The organism is Achromobacter sp. JD417 (assembly GCF_041879325.1).
Classification (GTDB): domain Bacteria; phylum Pseudomonadota; class Gammaproteobacteria; order Burkholderiales; family Burkholderiaceae_B; genus Achromobacter; species Achromobacter mucicolens.
On sequence record NZ_CP087159.1, the window covers coordinates 6,090,565 to 6,111,984 of the forward strand.

17 protein-coding genes are annotated in these 21,420 nt (G+C 65.5%); 8 read left to right on the forward strand and 9 right to left on the reverse strand.

The features are described from left to right. Positions 1-285: 285 nt before the first annotated feature. Positions 286-1,470, reverse strand: coding sequence for an MFS transporter (locus tag LN047_RS28020; RefSeq protein WP_373980812.1), 1,185 nt, complete (start codon positions 1,468-1,470; stop codon positions 286-288). Between the two features lie 237 nt (positions 1,471-1,707). Between LN047_RS28020 and uvrA the strand changes: the two genes are divergently transcribed. Next, positions 1,708-4,563, forward strand: a complete 2,856-nt coding sequence (gene uvrA / locus LN047_RS28025; RefSeq protein WP_373980813.1) for an excinuclease ABC subunit UvrA — start codon at positions 1,708-1,710, stop codon at positions 4,561-4,563. A gap of 26 nt (positions 4,564-4,589) precedes the next feature. Here uvrA and LN047_RS28030 read toward each other — a convergent pair whose 3' ends face one another. After that, positions 4,590-5,492, reverse strand: coding sequence for a LysR family transcriptional regulator (locus LN047_RS28030; RefSeq protein ID WP_312538292.1), 903 nt, complete (start codon positions 5,490-5,492; stop codon positions 4,590-4,592). A gap of 113 nt (positions 5,493-5,605) precedes the next feature. Here LN047_RS28030 and LN047_RS28035 point away from each other — a divergent pair, with 113 nt between their 5' ends. Then, on the forward strand, positions 5,606-6,610 hold the full coding sequence (locus LN047_RS28035) for a tripartite tricarboxylate transporter substrate binding protein (protein ID WP_108696292.1): 1,005 nt from the start codon (positions 5,606-5,608) through the stop codon (positions 6,608-6,610). A gap of 42 nt (positions 6,611-6,652) precedes the next feature. Continuing rightward, on the forward strand, positions 6,653-7,846 hold the full coding sequence (locus tag LN047_RS28040) for a M20 aminoacylase family protein (protein ID WP_373980814.1): 1,194 nt from the start codon (positions 6,653-6,655) through the stop codon (positions 7,844-7,846). A gap of 25 nt (positions 7,847-7,871) precedes the next feature. Here LN047_RS28040 and LN047_RS28045 read toward each other — a convergent pair whose 3' ends face one another. The 3 genes from LN047_RS28045 to LN047_RS28055 are packed head-to-tail and all read right to left on the reverse strand — an operon-like array spanning position 7,872 to position 10,738. Next, on the reverse strand, positions 7,872-8,999 hold the full coding sequence (locus tag LN047_RS28045; RefSeq protein WP_373980815.1) for a deoxyguanosinetriphosphate triphosphohydrolase: 1,128 nt from the start codon (positions 8,997-8,999) through the stop codon (positions 7,872-7,874). A gap of 24 nt (positions 9,000-9,023) precedes the next feature. Continuing rightward, positions 9,024-10,100, reverse strand: a complete 1,077-nt coding sequence (gene aroB, locus LN047_RS28050) for a 3-dehydroquinate synthase (RefSeq protein ID WP_152382996.1) — start codon at positions 10,098-10,100, stop codon at positions 9,024-9,026. Continuing rightward, entirely contained in the window at positions 10,097-10,738 is a 642-nt protein-coding gene (locus LN047_RS28055; protein WP_056327087.1) for a shikimate kinase, read from the reverse strand. The genes aroB and LN047_RS28055 overlap by 4 nt, the downstream gene beginning before the upstream one ends. A gap of 113 nt (positions 10,739-10,851) precedes the next feature. Here LN047_RS28055 and LN047_RS28060 point away from each other — a divergent pair, with 113 nt between their 5' ends. Next, positions 10,852-13,299, forward strand: coding sequence for a penicillin-binding protein 1A (locus LN047_RS28060; protein ID WP_056327085.1), 2,448 nt, complete (start codon positions 10,852-10,854; stop codon positions 13,297-13,299). 34 nt (positions 13,300-13,333) lie between these two features. Here LN047_RS28060 and cyaY read toward each other — a convergent pair whose 3' ends face one another. Further along, positions 13,334-13,663, reverse strand: coding sequence for an iron donor protein CyaY (gene cyaY, locus LN047_RS28065; RefSeq protein WP_056327082.1), 330 nt, complete (start codon positions 13,661-13,663; stop codon positions 13,334-13,336). Between the two features lie 94 nt (positions 13,664-13,757). On the opposite strand from cyaY, the gene LN047_RS28070 reads away from it, so the two are divergent. Both LN047_RS28070 and lysA read left to right on the forward strand, forming a co-directional pair. Next, on the forward strand, positions 13,758-13,883 hold the full coding sequence (locus tag LN047_RS28070) for a lipoprotein (RefSeq protein WP_230964903.1): 126 nt from the start codon (positions 13,758-13,760) through the stop codon (positions 13,881-13,883). Continuing rightward, a complete protein-coding gene (gene lysA, locus LN047_RS28075; RefSeq protein WP_056327080.1) occupies positions 13,880-15,172 on the forward strand; it encodes a diaminopimelate decarboxylase in 1,293 nt (430 codons plus the stop codon). The genes LN047_RS28070 and lysA overlap by 4 nt, the downstream gene beginning before the upstream one ends. Before the next feature lie 70 nt (positions 15,173-15,242). Here the strand turns inward: lysA and ccsB are convergent, their stop codons facing one another. The 3 genes from ccsB to LN047_RS28090 all read right to left on the reverse strand — a co-directional run bounded on the left by ccsB (position 15,243) and on the right by LN047_RS28090 (position 19,500). Further along, positions 15,243-16,589 (reverse strand): c-type cytochrome biogenesis protein CcsB, encoded by a 1,347-nt coding sequence (gene ccsB / locus LN047_RS28080; protein ID WP_056327078.1) that lies wholly within the window; start codon positions 16,587-16,589, stop codon positions 15,243-15,245. A gap of 8 nt (positions 16,590-16,597) precedes the next feature. After that, positions 16,598-18,679: a cytochrome c biogenesis protein ResB gene (locus LN047_RS28085; RefSeq protein WP_373980816.1), complete on the reverse strand. Its 2,082-nt coding sequence runs from the start codon at positions 18,677-18,679 to the stop codon at positions 16,598-16,600. A gap of 119 nt (positions 18,680-18,798) precedes the next feature. Next, complete coding sequence (locus LN047_RS28090; RefSeq protein ID WP_108006863.1) at positions 18,799-19,500, reverse strand: cytochrome c; 702 nt, start codon at positions 19,498-19,500, stop codon at positions 18,799-18,801. 264 nt (positions 19,501-19,764) lie between these two features. Here LN047_RS28090 and yihA point away from each other — a divergent pair, with 264 nt between their 5' ends. Further along, positions 19,765-20,388 carry a ribosome biogenesis GTP-binding protein YihA/YsxC gene (gene yihA, locus LN047_RS28095; protein ID WP_056327074.1) on the forward strand — a complete coding sequence of 208 codons (624 nt, stop codon included), beginning with the start codon at positions 19,765-19,767 and terminating at the stop codon, positions 20,386-20,388. After that, a complete protein-coding gene (gene hemB / locus LN047_RS28100) occupies positions 20,385-21,401 on the forward strand; it encodes a porphobilinogen synthase (protein WP_056327072.1) in 1,017 nt (338 codons plus the stop codon). Before yihA ends, hemB begins: the two co-directional genes overlap by 4 nt. Positions 21,402-21,420: the final 19 nt, after the last annotated feature.

Consider the following 21,420-nt stretch of genomic DNA (forward strand, 5'->3'; position numbering starts at 1 on the left):
CTCTGTTGTTGACAGCCTGCGATTCGCGTTGCCGCGAGCGCGCCGGCAACAACATAAAAAAGCGATGTTGAAGACCGGCTTCATGAAAGTCGCCGGTCAGCGAAGCGATGACCGGCGATTGCTCAGGTGAAGCCTGTGTTGATGCGTATTATCGACGAAAGCGCTCGCCGCGCCAAACGGGTTCGGTGACAAATCGATCACCGTTGGCAAACCATTTCGGCGCTGTTGGACGCCGTTTGCGACCAGATCGGCGACTTTCCTCACGCTGCGGGAAAGTCCCAGCGATCACGCTAGAGGCCGCAGCGCCCAGGTGACCGCCAGCCAGATCGCCGACAACACCGCCGCGGCCACGAATACCGCGCTGGCGCCCGAATGCGCGGCCAGCCATCCGCCCAGGGCCCCGCCCGCAAACAGCCCCGCCGCCTGCGCCGTGTTGTAAAAGCCCAGCGCCAGCCCCTTGTAGGCCGCCGGCGCCACGCGCGACACGAGCGAGGGCTGCAAAGCCTCCAGCACGTTGAAGGCGACGAAAAAGCCGGTCAGGGCGATGGCCAGCGTGTAGAAGCCGTGACTGGCGGCCGGCAGCAGCGCGCACACCAGCACCAGCCCGGCCACCGACGCCCGCAGCGCGCCGCGGTGCGCGCGCCGCTTTTCCGCCACGAACACCACCGGCACCATCAGAACGAAAGACACCAGGATGACCGGCAGGTAGACCTTCCAGAGGTCGCGCGCGTCCAGCCCGCCGACCTTGGCCAGCAGCGCCGGCACCACGACAAAGAGCGACACCTGGATCAGATGCAGCACGAACACGCCGAAATTCAGCCGGAGCAGGTCACGATGGGTCAGGACCTCGCGCGGCCTGGCCGCCTGCATGGTGCGGGCCTGCGTGCGAGGCACCACCGGCACCACCCAGCGCGCCACGGCCAGGCAGACGACGCCCAGGCAGGCGATCGTCCAGAACAATCCCGACAGCCCCCACCAGCCTACCAGCACGGGCGAAAGCACCAGCGATACGGCGAACGACAGACCGATCGATCCGCCCACCATCGCCATGGCGCGCGTGCGCACCTCGTCGCGGGTGGCGTCGGCCAACCAGGCGGTGATGGCCGCGGAAATGGCCCCTGCCCCCTGAATGGCGCGGCCGATCGTGATCCAGAACACATCGGTCGCCTGCGCACAGACGACGCTGCCGATGACGAACAACAACAGGCCGAAAAGCACCACGGGGCGGCGCCCCCACCGGTCGGACGCGAGGCCAAAGGGAATCTGCATGAAAGCCTGGGTCAGCCCGTACATGCCCAGGGCGAGGCCGACGCGGGCGGGATCGTCGCCGCCCGGCATGCCGCTTGCGGCCACTGCAAAGACTGGCAGCAACAGGAACAGTCCCAGCATCCGCGCGGCAAACAGGCCGGCCAAGGCCACGCTGGCGCGGCGCTCGGAAGGGGTCAATTTCAGTTTGGTGTCTGCCGGCATGCGGAAATTTCAACGATGACTAGGGCGGCGCGCATGCATCTGACGTCATACGCTCACGGTCTGATTCTGGCGGTGCGGCGCCGGCCCCGGTTCCGTCCCACCAGATGGAGGACCTTGAACGCGAGGGGATTCGGCGCGCTATAGTACCAAGTTGGCCTTTGAAACCGCTTAAATGCGCCCAAAGGGTGCGCGGGATCAAAGGCGTCTTCGACGCAACTGGACGTTACCCATACAGACGTGAGCATACGCATCCGGGGTGCCCGCACCCACAATCTCAAGAACGTCTCGCTGGACCTGCCGCGCCACAAGCTGGTGGTGGTCACAGGTCTGTCCGGGTCCGGCAAATCCTCGCTGGCGTTCGACACGCTGTACGCGGAGGGCCAACGGCGCTATGTGGAAAGTCTTTCCGCCTACGCCCGCCAGTTCCTGCAACTGATGGACAAGCCTGACGTGGATCTCATCGAGGGGCTGTCGCCGGCCATCTCGATCGAGCAGAAGGCCGCGGGACACAATCCCCGCTCCACGGTCGGCACCATCACCGAGATCCACGACTACCTGCGCCTGCTCTACGCGCGGGTGGGCACGCCCTACTGCCCCGATCACGGCCTGCCGCTGCAGGCCCAGAGCGTCAGCCAGATGGTCGACGCGGTGCTGGGCTGGACGCCCGAGACGCGGCTGGCCGTGCTGGCCCCCATCGCGCGCGGCAAGAAGGGCAGCTTCGAGGACGAATGCGCCAGCCTGCAGGCGCAGGGCTATGTGCGCCTGCGCGTCGACGGCCAGATGATGGAAATCGACGGCATGGCGCCGCTGAAAAAAACCGAGAAGCACGACATCGACGTCGTCATCGACCGCCTGCGCATCCGGCCCGAGAGCAAGCAGCGCCTGGCCGAGAGCTTCGAAACCGCCCTGCAGCTTGCCGAAGGCCGCGCCCTGGCGCTGGACATGGACAACGAGCGCGAGCAGGTCTTCTCCAGCCGCTACGCCTGCCCGGTGTGCAGCCACAGCCTGCCCGAGCTGGAGCCACGCCTGTTCAGTTTCAACAATCCGATGGGCGCCTGCCCCAGCTGCGACGGCATCGGGCAGGTGGGCTTCTTCGATCCGAAGCGGGTCGTCGCCTTTCCGGAACTGAGCCTGGCCGCCGGCGCGATCCGCGGCTGGGACCGCCGCAATGCGTTCACGCACTCGCTGCTGACCAGCCTGGCCGCCCATTACGAATTCGACATCGAGGCGCCCTTCGAGGAGCTGCCCGAGGCGCTGCGCGACAAGGTCCTGTACGGGTCCGGCGAAGAAGAGATCTCGTTCCTGTACCTGAACGAAAAAGGCCGCAGCACCGTCAAGCGCCATACGTTCGAAGGCGTCATCCCGAACCTGGAGCGCCGGTGGCGCGAAACGGACTCGGCGACGGTGCGCGAGGAACTGGGCAAGTACCGCAACATCAAGACCTGCCCCGACTGCGCGGGCTCGCGGCTGCGCCCCGAAGCGCGCAACGTGCTCATCGGGCACGACCCGCGCGGCGGCGAGCGCCACGGCCAGGCCATCTATGAAGTCGAGTCCATGCCGCTGTCCAGCTGCCTGGACTGGTTCCGCAATCTGAACCTGACCGGCGCCAAGCAGGAGATCGCGCAGCGCATCGTGCGCGAGATCGAGGCGCGGCTCAGCTTCCTGAACAACGTGGGCCTGAACTATCTGTCGCTGGACCGCAGCGCGGATACGATCTCCGGCGGCGAAGCGCAGCGCATTCGTCTGGCCAGCCAGATCGGTTCGGGCTTGACGGGTGTGATGTACGTGCTGGACGAGCCCTCCATCGGCCTGCACCAGCGCGACAACGACCGCCTGATCGGCACGCTGCAGCACCTGCGCGATCTCGGCAACAGCGTCATCGTCGTCGAGCACGACGAGGACATGATCCGCATGGCCGACTGGGTGGTGGACATGGGCCCCGGCGCCGGCGAACACGGCGGCGAGGTCGTCGCCCAGGGCGACCCCGAGACCGTGCAGCGCGATCCGAATTCGCTGACGGGCCAGTACCTGAGCGGCGCGCGCGCCATCGCCATTCCGACGCGCCGTCCCGTCGACGACGAATTGCCGTGGCTGACGCTCACTGGCGCCACCGGCAACAACCTCAAGAACGTAGACCTGCACGTACCCGCCGGCCGTCTCGTGTGCGTGACGGGCGTTTCCGGTTCGGGCAAGTCCACGCTCATCAACGACACGCTGGCCGTGGCCGTATCGCGCCAGTTGCACCACGCGCAGAGCGAGCCCGCCCCCTACGTGTCGATGCAGGGGCTGGAGAACTTCGACAAGATCATCAGCGTCGATCAAAGCCCCATCGGGCGCACCCCGCGCAGCAACCCGGCCACCTACACGGGCTTGTTCACGCCCATCCGCGAGCTTTTCGCGGGCGTGCCGGAAGCGCGCACCCGCGGCTACGATCCGGGCCGCTTCAGCTTCAACGTGAAGGGCGGACGGTGCGAAGCGTGCCAGGGCGACGGCGTGGTCAAGGTCGAGATGCACTTCCTGCCGGACATGTATGTGCCCTGCGACGTCTGCCACGGCAAGCGCTACAACCGCGAGACGCTCGAAATCCGCTACCGCGGCCGCAACATCAGCGAGGTGCTGGATCTGACCGTCGAGCAGGCGCTCGAATACTTCGAATCGGTTCCCGCCATCTCGCGCAAGCTGCATACGCTGATCGACGTGGGCCTGTCGTACATCCGCCTGGGGCAAAGCGCGACCACGCTGTCCGGCGGCGAGGCGCAGCGCGTGAAGCTTTCACAAGAGCTGTCGCGCCGCAGCACCGGGCGCACGCTGTACATCCTGGATGAACCGACGACGGGCCTGCACTTTCGCGACATTGAATTGCTGCTTCAGGTGCTCAACCAGCTGGTGGACGCCGGCAACACGGTGCTCATCATCGAGCACAACCTGGACGTCATCAAGACGGCGGACTGGCTGGTCGACATGGGTCCCGAGGGCGGTGATGGCGGCGGCCGTGTCGTAGCGCAGGGCACGCCGGAAACCGTGGCGGCAACGAAGGCCAGCCACACCGGCCAGTACCTGGGTAAGCTGCTGCGCCGAAGCTCTGAAAGATGACGCAGCGCTTCGGCGCGGACAACCGGTCAGTCGTGCAGCCGCTGCGCCATGAATGCGCGCAGCAGCCCCATCGCGGGGGCTTCGGTCCGGCCCGTCAAGGTCACCAACGCGAACAGGGCATGGCTGAGCAGCGGGGGATCCGTGGGCAGTTCCATCAGTTCGCCGGCTGCGATGCCGGCCTGGGCTGCGCCCACGATCCCCAGGAATATCGCGTCGGATAGACGCACCGCTTCAAGCAGGCTGCCAATTTCGTCACAACGCAGGCGCAGCGACGTGCGCGGATCCGGCTCGAGGCCGAAGTGCTCGACCAGGATGCGCTCGGTGTCAGCCGCCAAAAAGGTGGATGCCAAGGGGTAAGCCACGATCTCGGCGAAACGCGGCGCCTGTGTCTGGCTGGCCAACGGATGCCCACAGCGGCAGATGAAGCCGGCACGCATCTGCGAGACCGATTCAATGCGCAGGTCTGCCGCAGGCACGATGCCCCGCGTATCGACCACCAGCGCGTCCAGGCGCCGCTCGCGCAACAGTTCCAGATGCGCCTCGAGCGATCCGCGCATGATTTCCAGGTGCAATTGCGGGTGGCGCTGAGCGACGTGCGTCAGCAACGGCGTCATCAACATCGCGGCGGGCCCCGAACCCAGGCCGATGACGAGCGTGCCCTGGTCCCCAAGAGTCAACAATTCCGCGCTGCGGCGCAGTTCGGCAGACTCGAACAGAATGCGCCGCGCGCGGCCGGCCACGGTCTGGCCCAGGGGCGTCAACTCCGTGCGCTTTCCCATGCGGTCCAGCAGCAATGCGCCCAGATCTTCCTCCAGCAGGCGTACGCTGCGGCTCAGCGCCGATTGCGTCAAATGCAGACGCTCGGCCGCGCGGCTGAATGAGCCCGCTTCGGCCACGGCCAGCAAGTGTTCCAGCTGCTTGAGATTCATACTCAACTATGAGTTTTTTTTCTAGCTTTCAGAATAATAATTCGTTAGACAACTAGCAAGGCCTGTCCCTAGCATGCGCATCACAACCACACCAAAAGGGGAAACTTGTGAGCATGCTTTCAGACCGGCTGCGCGTTGCGGCCTACACCCTGGCGCTGGGAGCGGCGATGCTGTGGGCGCCGGGCGCCCAGGCCGCCGACTATCCCAACCGCCCCGTCATGATGATGGTGCCCTACCCCGCCGGCGGCGCTTCCGATGCCATTGCCCGCCTGGTGGCGCCCCCGGTATCGAAGACGCTGGGGCAGCCCGTGCTGGTCGAGAACCTGGGCGGCGTCAGTGGTGCGCTGGGCGCGCAGAAAGTACTGGCCGCCAAGTCGGACGGCTACTACCTGTTCCAGGGGTCTCCCAACGAACTGATCCTGGCGCCCATCGCCAACCCCGCCGTCAAGCTCAAGAGTGAGGACTTCCGGCTGGTGCAGATGATCGGCATGGCGCCGCTGGTGATCGTGGCGCGCAGCGACTTGCCCGCCAACAGCGCCGACGAGCTGGCCGCACTGGCGCGCTCGCGCTCGGCGTCCCAGCCGCTGACCTTCGGCAGCGTCGGCGTCGGCTCCCTCTACCATGTGCTGGGCGAACACTTGGCCCTCACCCTGGGCGCCACCATGGTCCACGTGCCCTACAAGGGCGGCGCGCCGCTGATGCAGGATATCGGCGGCGGCCAGGTTGACCTGGCCATCCTGCCGTTGTCGCAGCAGCAGACGGCCTTGGCCGAACAGGGCCGTATCAAGCTGCTGGCCACGCTGGACCCGCAGCGCAGCCAACTCCCGTCCCTGGCCAGGGTGCCTTCAGTCAACGAAGGACAGCAATTGAAGGGCTTCAACTTCTCCACATGGACCGGCTATTTCGTCAAGCGCGACACGCCTGAAGAGGTCGTCCTGCGCCTGCACGCAGCCTTGAACGATGCCATGCAGGACCCGGCCGTGAAGCGCGGCCTGGAATTCCAGAACATCGCCGTATCGGCACCCATGGGCGCCGAAGAAGCAGAAGCGATGTACCGCGCCGAAACCGACCGCTTCCGCGAGATTTCCAGCCATGTGAAATGGACCGACAAACCCTGAGTGCCCCTGAATGCCGCGCTTGAAAACAAGGAGCCACCCGCCATGCATCCGATCCTGCAGACACTGACCGCCCAGGCCGACGAGTTCGTCGCCATCCGGCGCGATATCCATCGCCACCCCGAACTCGGTTTCCAGGAATTGCGCACCAGCGACCTGGTCGCCGAACGCCTGGCGCAATGGGGTTATGAGGTGGAACGCGGGTTGGGCGGCACCGGCGTCGTCGGGCAATTGCGCCGCGGCAATGGCGGCAAGCGCCTGGGGTTGCGTGCCGACATGGACGCGTTGCCCATCCAGGAGGCCACCGGCCTGCCGCACGCCAGCTGCAACGAGGGGGTCATGCACGCATGCGGCCACGACGGTCACACGGCGATGCTACTGGCGGCCGCGCACCACCTGGCCCGGCACGGCGAGTTCGATGGCACGCTCAACCTGATCTTCCAGCCTGCCGAAGAAGGCCTGGGCGGCGCCAAGCGCATGATGCAGGAAGGGCTGTTCACGAAGTACCCCTGCGATGCCATCTTCGCCATGCACAACATGCCGGGCCACCCGCAAGGTCGTCTGCTGCTGCGCGACGGCCCCACCATGGCGTCGTCCGACAACGTGACCATCGTGCTGGAAGGCGTGGGTGGACACGGCGCGGTGCCGCATCGCGCCGCCGACCCTGTCGTCGCAGGCGCCGCGATCGTGATGGGGCTGCAGAGCATCGTCGCACGCAACATCGATCCCTTGCACATGGCGGTGATCACCGTCGGCGCGTTCAACGCTGGCCGCGCCAACAACGTCATCCCGCAGACCGCGACACTCAAGCTCAGCGTGCGCGCGCTGGACCGAACGGTGCGCGACACGCTGCAGGCGCGCATCACCGAGCTTGTCCACAACCAGGCAGCCAGCTACCAGGTGCAGGCCACGATCGACTACGGCCGCGGCTATCCAGTGCTGGTGAACACCCAGGCGGAGACCGATTTCGCGCGGCAGGTGGCGGTGGAACTCGTCGGCGCCGACAATGTGGATCTCCAGACCAGGCCGCTGACCGGCAGCGAAGACTTTGCCTTCATGCTGGAGGACGTGCCCGGCTCCTACCTGCTGGTCGGCAACGGCGACGGCTCGGCGCAGGGCTTCAACAGCGGACACGGCGCCTGCATGGTCCACAATCCCGGCTACGATTTCAACGACCACAGCCTGCCCGTGGGAGCGGCGTACTGGGTGTTGCTGACCCAGCGCTATCTGGCGCGCTGACGCGCGCCCGCGCGCTTTACCCGCCCTATGCCATCTCAAACAGCCGCTTGTGTTCGCGGATGGCGTAGCGGTCGGTCATGCCGGCGATGTAATCCGAAATCGCGCGGGCCTGCTCGTTGAAGTCGGGCCGCCGATAATCGGGGGGCAACAGGCGCGGGTCATCCAGAAAGGCCGCAAACAGTTCACGCACGATGCGGCGCGCCTTGGCCGTCATGCGCAGCACCTGGTAGTGGCGGTACAGGTTGTCGAACAGGAACTTCTTCAACGCATCCGCTTCGCGGCGGATGTCGTCTGAAAAACCTGCCAGCGGCGGCGCGCGGCGCACATCATCGGCGCAGGCGGGCGCCGCGTCTCGAATGCGAGCCATCGAGGTCCGGGTCAGGTCCACGATCAGCGTGTTGATCATGCGGCGGATGGTTTCAGCGACTGCACGGCGCTGCGCCAGGCCCGGGTAACGATCCAGCACCTGGGCATGATGGCGCTCGAAGATGGACACGTCCTTCAACTGCTCCAGCGTAATAAGGCCAGAACGCAGGCCGTCATCGATGTCGTGGTTGTTGTAGGCGATTTCATCGGCCAGGTTGGCCAGTTGCGCCTCCAGCGACGGCTGGGTGCGGTTCAAAAAGCGTTCGCCCACGTCGCCCAACTGACGCGCGTGCGCGGCCGAGCAATGCTTCAGGATGCCTTCCCGCGTTTCAAAGCACAGGTTCAGGCCGTTGAAATCCGCATAGCGCTCTTCAAGCTCGTCCACCACGCGCAGGCTTTGCAGGTTGTGTTCGAAGCCGCCCGCCTGCGGCGCCAGTTCGCGCATGCAGGCATTGAGCTCGTCCTGCCCGGCGTGGCCGAACGGCGTGTGGCCCAGGTCATGCGCCAGCGAGATGGCTTCGGTCAGGTCTTCGGACAGCCCCATGCTGCGCGCCAGCGTGCGCGCGATCTGGGCCACTTCCAGACTATGCGTCAGGCGTGTGCGAAACAGGTCGCCTTCATGGTTGACGAAGACCTGCGTCTTGTATTCCAGCCGCCGGAAGGCGCTGGAATGCACGATGCGATCGCGGTCGCGCTGGAACTCCGTGCGGTTTTCCGGCGGCGGCTCGGCGTGGGTCCGGCCGCGCGATCGGGACGGGTGAGAAGCATAGGAAGCCAGTTCATTCATCTGCAACACCGTCCCTCACTGCGTTTACTGGGTGGTTCGGGCCAGCACGGCGCGCACCGCATCGTCGGGCGCCGGCCGCATCACGGCCTCGCCGATGCGCGGCATGAGCACGTAGCGGATCGAGCCCCCTTCCGTTTTCTTGTCCACCTGCATCAGGTCCAGCCAGCGGTCCGCACCCAGGTCGGGCGCGACGACCGGGCACCCGATGGCCTGCACCAGCGCACGCACACGCGCCACGTCGGCGCGATCGAAGCCCGCCACATCGGCCGAGAGCTCGGCTGCCTGCACCATGCCGCAACCCACTGCCTCGCCGTGCAGCCAGGCGCCGTAGCCCAGACCCGACTCGATGGCGTGGCCAAATGTGTGGCCCAGGTTCAGGATGGCGCGCAACCCGGATTCCCGCTCGTCCTTGCCCACCACCTGCGCCTTCAGTTCGCACGAGCGGCGGATCGCGTAGGCCACGGCGTCGCCGTCCAGCGCGCGTAGCTTCTGCGCGTTGTCCTCGCACCAGCTCCAGAACGCCGGATCCAGGATGAGGCCGTACTTGATGACTTCGGCCAGGCCGGCCGAGACCTCGCGCGCGGGCAAGGTGTTCAGCACATCGGTGTCGATTTCCACCGCGATCGGCTGATAGAACGCGCCGATCATGTTTTTGCCCAGCGGGTGGTTCACGGCGGTCTTGCCGCCCACCGACGAGTCCACCTGCGCCAGCAGCGTCGTGGGCACCTGCAGGAAGCGCACGCCGCGCATGTACACGGCCGCGGCAAAGCCGGTCATGTCGCCGATGACGCCGCCGCCCAGCGCAACCAGCACGCACCGGCGGTCCAGGCGGTTGCCGAGCAGCGCGTCGAAGATCAGGTTAAGAGACTGCCAGTCCTTGTAGGCTTCGCCGTCAGGCAGTTCGATGCGCAGCACGCGCTTGCCCGTGCGCGCCAGCGCCGCTTCGGCGCGCTCGCCGTACAGGGCGGCCACCGTGGGGTTGGTGACCACGGCGATCGCGGTCGCGTCCGCGGGAATGCATTGATCCAGGGAATCCAGGCGGCCGGGGCCGATGTGGATCGGATAGCTTCCACCCGGGGTGTCGACGTCAACAACGTTCATATGCGCTTCTCGAAAGCTTGTAATTGCGGCAGCAGCGCCTTGACCAGGGTGTGGATGGGCATTGACCCCGTTTCCACCACCAGGTCGGCCACTTCCTTGTATAGCGGCTCGCGCCGGGTCATCAGGTCGCGCAGCGTGCCGCGCGGATCGGCGGTGGCCAACAGGGGCCGGTTGCGGTCGCGGCAGGTCCGGCGGAACAATTCATCCACGCTGGCCCTCAGATAGACGACAATCCCGCGCTGACGCAAGAGCTGCCGGTTTTCGGGGGCCAGAATGGCGCCGCCGCCGGTGGCAAGAATTATGTTGCGCCGTTGGGTACACTCTTCCAAGGCGGCGGACTCTCGGCGACGAAAACCGGCTTCGCCCTCGATTTCGAAGATTACCGGCACCCGTACGCCGCAACGCGCCTCGAGCTCATGATCCAGATCCATAAAGTCGCGCCCCAGCGCACGCGCCAGGCTACGGCCTATGGTTGTCTTGCCCGCGCCCATCATTCCGACCAAGAATACCGGCAGGTCGTGCGGCAACGACACGGTCTTGCCCGTGCACTCGACGGCGCAGGGCTGGCTTTCAGGCGCTGCGTCGGCGCGCGCCGGGTCCGGGGCTGCCTCCGGACATGAGTTAGCGGCAAAGTTCATGCCGGCATTATCACATTTGCCGCAGTTGCCCGCGCACCACACTGACCTATTTTGTTACAGAAACCGATCCCCCGCGATAAGGCGGGACCGGAGATACCCGTAAAATCGCCGCGATGAGCAAGCCCCAGAATTCCTCCAAGAAAGACAAGCCCGCCAGCAGCGGCTCCCCGATACTGCGGTTCTTCGTAAAAACCGGCATTCTTTTCGCCGGCCTGTTCCTGTGCGGTGTGTTGCTCGCGGGCATGGCGCTGGCGCTCGCGTGGCCCAACCTGCCCGACCTGAACGCCATGACGGACTACCGGCCGCGGGTGCCGCTGCGCGTGTACACCGCAGACCGCGTCCTGATCGGCGAGTTCGGCGAAGAACGCCGCAACGTGCTGCGCTTTAACGAAATCCCGGACGTCATGAAGTCCGCGGTGCTGGCGGCCGAGGACGACCGCTTCTACCAGCACGGCGGCATCGACTGGATGGGTGTGGTGCGCGCCGGCCTGACCAACCTGATCAGCATGTCCAAGACGCAGGGGGCCAGCACGATCACGATGCAGGTCGCGCGTAACTTCTACCTGTCGTCCGAAAAGACCTATTCGCGCAAGTTCTACGAACTGCTGCTGACATTCAAGATTGAATCCGAGCTCACCAAGGACCAGATCCTCGAGCTCTACATGAACCAGATCTACCTGGGCCACCGCGCCTACGGCTTTGCGGCCGCCTCGCGCACGTACTTCGGCAAGCCGCTGTCGGAAGTCACGCCGGCCGAAGCCGCCATGCTGGCCGGCATTCCGAAGGCGCCCTCGCGCTTCAATCCCATCGCCAACCGCCCCCGCGCCGAACTGCGCCAGCGCTACGTGCTGGGCCGCATGCATTCGCTGGGCTACCTGACCGAACCGGAATACAAGCAGGCGATGGCGCAGCCGATCGTCATGAAGTCCGCGGAAGGCACGCCGGCTGGCGGCTATTCCATCCATGGCGAGTACGTGGCCGAGCTGGCGCGCCAGTTGCTCTACAACGTGTACCAGGACAACGTCTATTCGCGCGGCATCAACATCTACACGACCGTGCAGTCCAAGGACCAGGAAGCCGCCTACCGCGCCGTGCGCGAAGGCGTGCTGGAATACACGCGCCGCGCGCCCTATCCCGGTCCGGAAGAACAGCTCGACCTGCCCCCGGGCACCGAGAACAACCCCGCCGCGCTGGACGAATTCCTGGATGGCGTGTTCGACAAATTCTCCGACAGCGGCGACCTGCTGACCGCAGTGGTGCTGTCGGCCAGCCCCACCGAAGTGAAGCTGGCGCGCAGCTCGCGTGAAATCATCACCGTCACGGACAAGAAGGTGCTGGGCGTGGTGGCCCGCGCGCTGAACGACAAGGCCAAGCCTGAACAGCGCATCAAGCGCGGTTCCGTGGTCTACATCCGCAAGTTCGGCGACAACTGGGAAATCATCAACATGCCTTCGGTGCAGGCGGCCTTCGTGGCGTTGTCGCCGCAGGACGGCGCCATCCGCGCCATGGTCGGCGGCTTTGATTTCTACCGCGGCAACTTCAACCGTGTGACGCAGGCATGGCGCCAGCCGGGCTCGAACATCAAGCCCTTCATCTACGCCGCCTCGCTGGAACGCGGCTTGACGCCGGGCACGCAGATCTCGGACCAGCCGTTCGAGCTGACCGCCGCGCAAACGGGCTCCAAGGCCTGGAATCCCAAGAACTACGGCAACCAGTACGAGCCCATGCTGACGCTGCGTCAGGGCCTGTACAAGTCCAAGAACATGGTGTCGATCCGCATCCTGCAGGCCATCGGTCCGCAGTACGCGCAGGACTATCTCACCCGTTTCGGCTTTGACAAGGCGCGCCAGCCGGCCGTGCTGCCGCTGGCGCTGGGCGCCGGCTCGGTCACGCCGCTGCAGCTGGCAGGCGCCTTCTCGGTGTTCGCCAATGGCGGCTACCGCGTCACGCCCTACCTGATCGACCGCGTCACCGACAGCAGCGGCAAGGTCATCATGCAGTCCAAGCCGGTTGTCGCTGGCGACGCCGCAGCCCGCGCCATCGACCCGCGCACCGCCTGGGTCATGGACGACATCCTGCGCGGCGTCACCACGTACGGCACCGCGGCGCGTGCACGTGCATTGCTCAAGCGCGGCGACATCGCCGGCAAGACGGGCACGACCAACGAATCCGTGGACGCCTGGTTCTCGGGCTATACGCCCACGCTGGCCGCAACCGCCTGGCTGGGCTTTGACCAGCCCAAGTCGCTGGGTTCGCGTGAAACCGGCGGCGGCGTGGCCATGCCAATCTGGGTGGATTACATGCAGAGCGTGCTCAAGGGCGTGCCGGAAGAAAAGCAGCGCCCGCGTCCGGACGGCCTGCTCGTGGAAAACGGCGAGTTCTACTTCTCCGAGTTCCCGCCGGGACAGGCAGTGGCCCGTCTGGGACTGCCGGAAGCCGACACGCTGGGTGAATTCCTGAACGGCCTCACCAGCGGCTCCGGCGAAGATACCCGGATCAAGGTCGCGCCGGGCGTGGGCACGCAGACCGCCACGCCCTGGTCGCAGAAGATTCCCTTCTGATGCAGAAAGGCCGGCCCATCGGGCCGGCCTTTTTTTACAGCCGGATCGTCACGGGGACGCCGGCGGCAGCCGAGCAGATCTGGGACAGGGCGTCCGGCAACTGCGGTCCGCCCCGGGTATCGTTCCAGTGCTGGCCATCGTAGCGGTAGTGAAAGCCGCCGCTGCGCGCGGCGACCCACAGCTCCTGCATGGCAGCCTGGCTGTTCACCACGACGTGGGTGTTGTCCTCGAAAACCATGGTCAGCACATTGCCGCTGCGGCTGGTTTCCACATCGACGTCGAGCGAAGCCGCCCAGTCATCGGCCTGGCTTTCGATGCTGTCCAGCACCTGGTCGATCAACGCAAGAAATTCGGTTTCGGTCATAATCGAGCCTGCAAGAATTACGGAGTTCCCAGTGTTCCAATTGGCATACAGCCGCATGGCTCTTCGCATTGTAGCCACGCTCCTGGCGACCGGCATGGTAGCGGCCTGCGGGTACAAGGGGCCGCTCTTCATGCCCCCGCCCCCTGAAGGCAAGGCGCCGGCCCGCACGCAGCAAACGCCGCCGCCTGCGCAAATCCCTCCGGCCCCGTCCCTCCCATGACGCCCCCGTTCCCCACCCCGCCAGAATTGGCCGGCCATCCCTACTTCCAGTACCGCAATAATGCGTTGTACGCCGAGGATGTGCCGCTTGACCATCTGGCCGAACGGTTGGGAACGCCCCTTTACGTCTACTCCCGCGCGGCGCTGAAAGCCGCGTGGCAATCCTATTGCAGCGCCATCGGCCAGCGTCCGGTATTAGTCTGCTACGGCATGAAGGCCAATTCCAACCTGGCGGTGCTGGGCGAATTCGCCCGGTTGGGCGCCGGCTTTGACATCGTGTCGGGCGGTGAACTGCATCGCGCGCTCGCCGCGGGCGCGGACGCATCGCGAATCGTGTTCTCAGGCGTGGGCAAGCAGGCCTGGGAAATGCGCGACGCCCTCCTCGCCGGCGTGAAGTGCTTCAACGTCGAATCGGTGGACGAACTGCATCGCCTGTCGGACGTCGCGGCAAACATGGGCCTGCGCGCCCCGGTGTCGCTACGCGTGAATCCGGACGTGGACGCCCGCACACACCCTTATATCTCGACCGGCCTGAAAGAAAACAAGTTCGGCATCGCCATCGGGCAGGCGCTGGCTGCCTACCGCACCGCGCAGTCGCTGCCCGGCCTGCGTATCGTCGGCGTGGACTGCCATATCGGCTCGCAGCTGACCGATATCAGTCCCTACTTCGACGCGCTGGAAAAGCTGCTGGACCTGATCGAAAGCCTGGAACAGGCGGGCATCCGCATCGAACACCTGGACCTGGGCGGCGGACTGGGCATCCGCTACCAGGACGAAACGCCCCCATCGCCACGCGCCCTGCTGGACCGCGTCTTCGAGCGGCTGAACGCGCGCGGCCAGGGGCATCTGCATCTGGTCCTGGAACCGGGACGCTCGCTCGTCGGCAATGCCGGCATGCTGCTCACCACCGTCCAATACATCAAGCACGCCGAAGCCCGCAATTTCGCCATCGTCGACGCGGCCATGAACGACCTGCTGCGCCCGGCGCTCTACGAGGCCTTTCACGGCGTGCAGCCGCTGCACCCGCGCGCCGGCGACACCGCCGAATACGACATCGTCGGCCCCGTCTGCGAAAGCGCCGACTGGCTGGCAAAACAGCGCCTGCTGGCCATCCGCCAAGGCGACGTGCTGGCGGTGGAATCGGCCGGCGCCTACGGCATGACCATGGCCAGCAACTACAACTCGCGCGGCCGCCCGGCCGAGGTCATGGTCGACGGTGACAAATACTATGTCGTGCGCCAGCGCGAAACGCTGGCCGATCAGCTCCGCGGCGAATCGCTGCTTCCCTGAATCGGCCCGCTGCAAAACACAAAGGCCCCTGCATGCAGGGGCCTTTTTTGTACACCGCGCTGGCGCGGGCTTAGAGCTGGCCGTACGAGTGCAGGCCCGACAGGAACATATTCACACCCAGGAAGGCAAAGCCCGTGATCAGCAGGCCCAACAGCGCCCAGTAGGCCGCCATGGCGCCGCGCAGGCCCTTGATGAGGCGCATGTGCAGCCATGCCGCGTAGTTCAGCCAGACGATCAGCGCCCAGGTTTCCTTGGGGTCCCACTGCCAATACGCGCCCCACGCATCGGCCGCCCACAGCGCCCCCAGGATGGTGGCGACGGTAAAGAAGGCAAATCCGATCGCGATGGCGCGATACATGATGTCATCCAGCACCTCCAGCGAAGGCAGCGCGTCCGCAATACGGCGGCGGCCCAGCAGGATGGCGCCCACGATCACGGCCCCCACGCCGAAGTACAGCATCCAGGTCGCGGAAAGGCCATCGGTGCGAAACACCATGGGCTCGGCGCACAGCAACACGCCCAGGATGAACAGCGGCGCAAGCTTGGCCCACGAGGTCGTGTGGCCATGCTGCTTGACCAGATATGCGAAGCCCACCATCGCCGCCAGCGAGAACGTGCCGTAGCCGATGAAGTTGGCCGGCACGTGCAGTTTCATCCACCAGCTCTTGAGCGCAGGCACCAGCGGCTGGATCTGTCCGGCGTCGCGCGTGAACGAATACCAGAGCAGGAACACGACGGCCGAGGTCACCACCAGCATCACGAAGCCGCCGAGCGCGCGCGTGGCGTACTTACGTTCGTAGTACAGGTAGAAGAGCGCGGTGATGAGCGAAAACAGGACGAAGACTTCGTACAGGTTGCTGACCGGGATATGGCCCAGGTCCGGCCCCATCAGATGGCCCTCGCGCCAGCGCACGAGCAGGCCCGTGACGCCCGCGAACACCGCGCCCCAGCTCAGTGCCGTGCCCAGCCAGGCTGCGGTCGGGCTGAACAGGCCAATCCAGTAGCACACCATCGACAGCGCAAACAGCGCGCTCATCCACAGGATCGCGGACTGCGAGGAAAACAGGTACTTCAGGAAGAACACCTGCTCGGCGCGAGCCAGATCGTTGCCGTACAGCATCAGCGCGAAGCCCGCGGAGATCGCACAGGCGATCATCAAACGGCGCAGCGGACGCCACAGCCAGCCCAGCCAGGCCACCGCCGGCACCGTGCCGCACAGGATGATCTTCTCGTAATAGTCCATCGCGTGCCCGTAGCGGGTCAGCGCGAAACCTGCCCCCACCGCCAGCAGCAGGAAAAAGACGATGTCAGTCCAGTCGGGCTTTCCGCGTTGCGCGCGGCTGTCGCCGGTTTCGGACAAGGCGTCCTGCCAAAGCGATTCAGGCGACGGGGGTGGCGTGGTGGTCGTGGTGGACATAAATAACCTTAAGACCCTTTTTTCTGGCGCAGCAGCGCCTGCTTGAAGCGTTCGAACTCTTGATTGAAGTCAAGTGTACGCTTCTGTGACGTCATGGCCGCCAGGACGCTGCTGCCGCCGTCTTGCGGTTTGACCCAGATCCAGACGCGGCGGTCGCGAATATAGAACATCGAAAACACGCCCAGGACCAGCAACAGGCTGCCCAGATAGACGGTGTTCTTGCCCGGCGTGCGGCTGACCTGGAAGACGCTGGCCTGCACGTGATTGAAGTCGGCCAGCGACAGGAACACGGGTGCGGGATAGACGGTCAGGTCGGACAGCGCGGCCACGGCCAGGCGCGACCATACTGCCGCGCGCTCGCCTTCCGGGCCATCGACGGCCACCGGCTGCTGACCGGCGCGTTCGCGCGCGATGGCGCGCAATTCGTTCATGCTGGCGCCGATCAGGCGAATCACGACATCGGCGGCGCGCTCCAGATCGGCGGCGGGGGTATTGGCTTGCAGGAACGCCGCGACGGCCTGCAGGCCGCCGGCGGCAAAGGTGTCCAGCGCACGTTCGGCCGCGGTTTCCAGCGGCTGGCGATCGGTGCCCGATGGGCTGTTGCGCTCGGCGAACCGGCGGGCGGCTTCCTTGCGCGCGGCCGGATCGGCCAGCGTGGCGCGCAGACGCATGAATTCGGCGATGGAGCTGTCGTCGTCGGCCGGGATGCGCAGATAGCGGAAGGGCTCGCCGGCGTTGTTGCGCACGCCGGCCAGAAAGACGGCCGCGCCGTCCAGTTCGACGGGCAGCATGTAGTTCTGGAACTCATGCGCCTGACCCGCATCGTCGATCAGCTTGTATTCGACGCTGGGCCCCACGTTGCGCAGATTTTCGTTCTTCTTGCCGGCCGCGCTGCCCGCGACCGAGGCCACGTGTTCGGCAAAGCTCTGGTCGGCGCCCTTGGGGTCGCCGCGGGTCAGGTCTTCGACGTTGATCGGACGCATGGCCGTGACCTCGATGCCCATGCTTCGCGGGCCCTTGGCCGTTTGCGCCGTCAGCTCGCTGGTCTTGCCCACCGTACCGTCGACCGAGAACGTCGCGTCGTTGACGCCCACCAGCGGGTACCCCTTGAGCACGACTGTGCTGCCGCCGTCGTCAAAGCTCGACTGATACACCGTCATGCCCTTGAAGCGCAGCGGCTCGTTCACTTCGATGGTCGAATCGAAGGTCTTGCCCGTGTCCGGATCCGTGACCTCGACTTCGCTGGCAAAGCGGCTGGGCATGCCGGTGGAGTAGTAGTCGACGATGAACTTCTTGAGCTTGAGCGTGAAAGGCATGGGCTGCACCAGCGCGCCATCGCCCACCATCACGACCGCCGTGCTGGCCTGTCCGCCCTCGGGCACCAGGACGCTTGCGCGAAAGCTCGGGTTGTTGACCGACAGGCGCCCGCTTTCAGGCACCTCGGAAATCAGCATGTTTTCGACGATGGGCTGCTTGCCGCCGAACATGACCTGCAGGCGCACCGGCAGTTCGCTGTCGAGCAGGCCGCCGATACAGATGATGACCATGGCGGCGTGAGCAAACACATAGCCCAGCCGGTTGGCGCTGCCCTTCTTGGCGGCCAGCAGAACGCCATCCTGGACCTCGCGCACGCGCACCGCGTAACCCATGCGGCCCAGCAGCGCCTTCAGGCCGGTCACCGTCTGCGGCACGCCGGTGGGCTCGGTGGTCTCTACGCGATGCGGAAAGGCGCGCAGGCTGCCTTCGCGCACGTGCTCGCGAAACGATCGCGCGTCGCGAAGCATCTTGGGGGCATTTCGGATCAGACACACCGAGGTCGATACGACCAGAAAGCCCATGATCAGCAGGAACCACCAGCTGTTGTAGACGTGCCAGATGGAGAACTTGTCAAAGACCTCGAACCAGAACGGCCCGAACTGGTCGATGTAATTGTTGGACGATCGGTTCTGCTGCAGCACCGTACCCACCAGGCTGGCCACGCAGATGAACATCAGCAGGCTGACGGCAAAACGCATCGAACCCAGAAGTTCAAAGAGATCGCCTGGCAGGCTGCGCAGAGAGGGGCGGGAGTGGGTTCGGGTCGAATTCATGAAAAAAGGGGGGCCGCGCTATCGGCTACCCCCCTCATAGACAGTGCGAATCGGAACGAGGTTCCGGCGCGCGCAAGTTGCATCAACGCGGACCGGCCGCGCACGTTGCGGCCAATTGCTTACCGAAGGCCAGCCGCGTAATCCGACACCGCCTTGATGTCGGCATCCGACATGCGGTCCGCGATGGCGTGCATGACGTCGTTCTTGCGGTCGCCGCTGCGGAAAAGCTTCAGCTGCTCTTCGATATACACGGGGAACTGCCCCGACAAACGGGGGTACTGGCCAGGGATGCCCGCGCCATTGGCAGAATGGCACGCCGCGCAAGCCGGGACGTTGCGGTCAGGCAAACCGCCACGCCAGATCTTTTGACCTAGCTCAACCAAGTTCTCATGGCCGGCGGTGGCGGGTTCCTTCAGGGGCTGCTGCGCGAGATACAGAGCAATGTTCTGCATGTCTGCCGGCGTCAGGTTCTGCACCATGGCGGTCATGGGGCTGGGATTGCCGTCGGGACCATTGCGCACGGGGGTCTTGGCGCCTTCCTTCACCTTGAAGTCGGCAAGCTGCTTGGCCAGGTACTCGTGCGGCTGCGCGGCAAGGTTCGGGTTCACCGGAATGGTGCTGTTACCCGCCGCGCCGTGACAGGAAGCACAGGCAATGATGCCGCGGGACGCGTCGCCCTGGTCAAACAGCTGACCGCCCTTGGCGGCGTCTGGTTTGGCCGGGCCCGCAGCGCCATTGGCGGCGAAACTCGTAGCAGAGAAGGCGGAGGCGCCGAGCAACAGCCCGCTCGCAACCAACATCCGGGACAGCACACGCTTCATGAAGACCTCGACGATCACATCGATCAAGGCGCAAAAAGGCGCCCACGCCTGCCCGCACTTGCAGTAAACCGTATCGAACCTGTTTTGCTTGTCCTGCTTTGCGATCTTGCTGCGGTGCTGCATCCATCGGCCCAAGAAGGGCTACAAAACGTCTGGATGGCAGCTAAACAGTAAGCAAAAAAGACGGCTCCGCACACGCGGACCACTGTAGCAAACGCCGGATTATACAATAGGGCTCGAAACCAACCGTATCGAAAGCCATCCGTGTCCCTCCTACATCGCGCCTCCTTCCTCACCTCCGCGGCTCGCCTCGACCAGTTGCCGCCCGCCGGCGCTCCCGAGGTCTGCTTCGTTGGCCGCTCCAACGCCGGCAAATCCACGGCCATCAACGTGCTGTGCAACCAGCGCCGCCTTGCGTTCTCCAGCAAGACGCCGGGCCGCACGCGCCTGATCAACATGTTCAGCCTGCCCGACCCGCTGGACCCGGAAGCCCACATCGGCTATCTGGTCGACCTGCCCGGCTACGGCTATGCGTCCGTGGCCCGCAACGAAAAGGAAAAGTGGGCAGACATCCTGGGCGGCTATCTGCGCGACCGTGAATCGCTGGTCGGCATCGTGCTGCTCATCGACATCCGCCGCGGCGTGACCGAACTGGACCGGCGCCTGGCCAACTTCATCGCGCCCACCGGCCGCCCGGTGCTGGCCCTGCTGACCAAGGCCGACAAGCTGCCGTACGGCCAGCGCATGCGCACCGTCTTCTCGGTCCGCAAGGACCTCGCCGACATCGGCGCGCTGCATACGGTCCCCTTCTCGGCGCCCGAGCGCATCGGGCTCGAAGAGGCCGGCGCTCACATCGAAAATTGGATTTCCCCGAAGGTCGTACCATGAACCCGCAGATCATCACCCCTGAGTTTCCGGTTTCCCGCCCCCGCCGCCTGCGTCGCGACGACTTCACCCGCCGTCTGGTGCGCGAGAACGCCCTGACGGTCAATGACCTGATCTACCCGGTCTTCGTGGCCGAAGGCTCCGGCCTGCGCCAGCCGGTGGCGTCCCTGCCCGGCGTGGTCCGCTATTCGCTGGACACCCTGCTGCCCGTGGCCGAGGAATGCGTGGCGCTGGGCATTCCGGTGTTGTCGCTGTTTCCCGCCATCGACCCGGCGCTCAAGACCCCGGACGGCATCGAAGCCACCAATCCCGACGGCCTCATCCCGCGCGTGGTCCGCGAACTGAAGTCGCGTTTCCCGGAACTGGGCGTGCTGTGCGATGTGGCGCTGGACCCGTACACCAGCCACGGCCAGGACGGCGTCATCGACGCGGACGGCTACGTCGTCAACGAGCCCACCGTCGAAATCCTGGTCAAGCAGGCGCTCACGCAGGCCGAAGCCGGCGTGGACATGGTCGCTCCCAGCGACATGATGGACGGCCGCATCGGCGCGGTGCGCCGCGCGCTCGAAGCCAACGGTCACATCCACACGCGCATCATGGCCTATTCGGCCAAGTACGCCAGCGCGTTCTACGGTCCGTTCCGCGACGCCGTGGGCTCGGCCACCAACCTGGGCAAGTCCAACAAGATGGCGTACCAGATGGATCCGGGCAACCTCGACGAGGCGCTGCGCGAAGTGGCTGGCGATCTGCAGGAAGGCGCCGACATGGTCATGGTCAAGCCGGGCATGCCGTACCTGGACGTGCTGCGCCGGGTCAAGGATACGTTCCGCGTACCGACCTTCGCCTATCAGGTGAGCGGCGAATACGCCATGATCAAGGCCGCCGCCGCCAATGGCTGGCTCGACCACGACAAGGTCATGATGGAGGCGCTGCTCGCCTTCAAGCGCGCCGGCGCCGACGGCATCCTGACGTACTTCGCCATCGAAGCAGCAAAGCTGCTGAAAAGCCAGCGCTAAAGCCGGCGGGCGCGGCGGA

What these genes read in the sequence shown, in the direction of transcription:
- LN047_RS28020 (WP_373980812.1), bottom strand. Translation starts at nt 1,470, where the DNA reads ATGCCGGCAGACACCAAACTGAAATTGACCCCTTCCGAGCGCCGCGCC.
- LN047_RS28030 (WP_312538292.1), bottom strand. Translation starts at nt 5,492, where the DNA reads ATGAATCTCAAGCAGCTGGAACACTTGCTGGCCGTGGCCGAAGCGGGC.
- LN047_RS28035 (WP_108696292.1), top strand. Translation starts at nt 5,606, where the DNA reads ATGCTTTCAGACCGGCTGCGCGTTGCGGCCTACACCCTGGCGCTGGGA.
- LN047_RS28040 (WP_373980814.1), top strand. Translation starts at nt 6,653, where the DNA reads ATGCATCCGATCCTGCAGACACTGACCGCCCAGGCCGACGAGTTCGTC.
- LN047_RS28045 (WP_373980815.1), bottom strand. Translation starts at nt 8,999, where the DNA reads ATGAATGAACTGGCTTCCTATGCTTCTCACCCGTCCCGATCGCGCGGC.
- aroB (WP_152382996.1), bottom strand. Translation starts at nt 10,100, where the DNA reads ATGAACGTTGTTGACGTCGACACCCCGGGTGGAAGCTATCCGATCCAC.
- LN047_RS28055 (WP_056327087.1), bottom strand. Translation starts at nt 10,738, where the DNA reads ATGAACTTTGCCGCTAACTCATGTCCGGAGGCAGCCCCGGACCCGGCG.
- LN047_RS28060 (WP_056327085.1), top strand. Translation starts at nt 10,852, where the DNA reads ATGAGCAAGCCCCAGAATTCCTCCAAGAAAGACAAGCCCGCCAGCAGC.
- cyaY (WP_056327082.1), bottom strand. Translation starts at nt 13,663, where the DNA reads ATGACCGAAACCGAATTTCTTGCGTTGATCGACCAGGTGCTGGACAGC.
- LN047_RS28070 (WP_230964903.1), top strand. Translation starts at nt 13,758, where the DNA reads ATGGTAGCGGCCTGCGGGTACAAGGGGCCGCTCTTCATGCCCCCGCCC.
- lysA (WP_056327080.1), top strand. Translation starts at nt 13,880, where the DNA reads ATGACGCCCCCGTTCCCCACCCCGCCAGAATTGGCCGGCCATCCCTAC.
- ccsB (WP_056327078.1), bottom strand. Translation starts at nt 16,589, where the DNA reads ATGTCCACCACGACCACCACGCCACCCCCGTCGCCTGAATCGCTTTGG.
- LN047_RS28085 (WP_373980816.1), bottom strand. Translation starts at nt 18,679, where the DNA reads ATGAATTCGACCCGAACCCACTCCCGCCCCTCTCTGCGCAGCCTGCCA.
- LN047_RS28090 (WP_108006863.1), bottom strand. Translation starts at nt 19,500, where the DNA reads ATGAAGCGTGTGCTGTCCCGGATGTTGGTTGCGAGCGGGCTGTTGCTC.
- hemB (WP_056327072.1), top strand. Translation starts at nt 20,385, where the DNA reads ATGAACCCGCAGATCATCACCCCTGAGTTTCCGGTTTCCCGCCCCCGC.